The 1,174-nt window shown below is 71.4% G+C and carries 1 protein-coding gene and 1 pseudogene; both read left to right on the forward strand.

Annotated elements, in window-relative coordinates:
- The first annotated feature begins 219 nt into the window (after positions 1-219).
- Complete coding sequence (locus KPL57_RS26950; protein ID WP_226353640.1) at positions 220-765, forward strand: AMP-binding protein; 546 nt, start codon at positions 220-222, stop codon at positions 763-765.
- Positions 714-1,174 (forward strand): annotated as a pseudogene (locus tag KPL57_RS26955) (hypothetical protein); the annotation flags it as partial. The gene KPL57_RS26950 and the pseudogene KPL57_RS26955, both read left to right, overlap by 52 nt.

A 1,174-nucleotide genomic window follows, 5' to 3' on the forward strand; every position in this document is an offset into this window, starting at 1 on the left:
TACCTCGAGCGGTCTGGCGCGCGTCGCGCCTGAGCTGACGGCGCTGCGGACGCTCGTCGTGCGGGTTCGACGGACGCGGCCGACGGCCTGCGCGACCGGTTCCGGTCGTCGCGTTCGACGAGATCGCCGGCGCCGACGCCGCGCCGGTGCAGCCGCTCGACGCCGCCGACCTGATGGCCTACATGTACACCTCCGGGGACGACCGGGCTCTCGAAGGGCGTGCTGATCTCGCACGCCCACGCGTACACCTACGCCTCGCGCGAGGACCAGGCGCGCCCGGTGCCGGGCGACCGGATCCTCGTCACCCTCCCGCTGTTCCACCTGGCCGGGCAGTGGTTCGGCGTCTACCAGGCGATCATCCACCGGGCGCTGTGCGTGCTGGAGCCCTCGTTCTCGGTGAGCCGGTTCTGGCCGACGGTCCGCGAGCACGGCGTGACCGTCACCGTGATGCTGGGCGCGATGGCCGAGCTGCTGCAGCAGGCCCCGCACCGCCCCGACGACGCGGCGAACCCGCTCGAGCTCGCCGTCATGGCGCCGCTGGCCAGCGACGTCGACGGCTTCCGCACACGGTTCGGGTCGAGCTCGCCGCGGTCTACGGGTGAGCGAGATCGGTGCGGTTGCTCACGGGCCGCCCGACACGATCGTCGGCGGCGAGTGCGGCTTCCCCCGCGAGGGCTAACCAGCTGCGCCTCGTCGACGAGGAGGGCGCCGACGTGCCGCAGGGGCAGGTCGGGGAGCTGTGGGTCAAGCCCGACGACCCGCTGATCGTGATGCGCGGCTACCACGGGCTGCCGGACAAGACGGCCGAGACGCTGGTCGAGGGCTGGGTCCACACCGGCGACGCGTTCCGCACCGACGCCGAGGGCCGCTTCTACTTCTCCGACCGCATGAAGGACGCGCTGCGCCGGCGCGGGGAGAACATCTCCAGCTTCGAGGTCGAACGCGTGATCAACTCCCACCCCGACGTCTACGAGAGCGCCGTCGTCGCCGTGCCCTCGGCGTTGACCGAGGACGAGATCAAAGCCGTGGTCGTCGCCCGGACGGCGCCGCGATCGATCCGGGCGAGCTCACCGGTTTCCTCATCGACCGGCTGCCCTACTTCATGGTGCCGCGATACCTGCAGTTCGCGGCCGAGCTGCCCAAGACACCGACGCAGAAGATCCACAAGCACGTG

It is taken from the genome of Pseudonocardia sp. ICBG601, assembly GCF_020496245.1.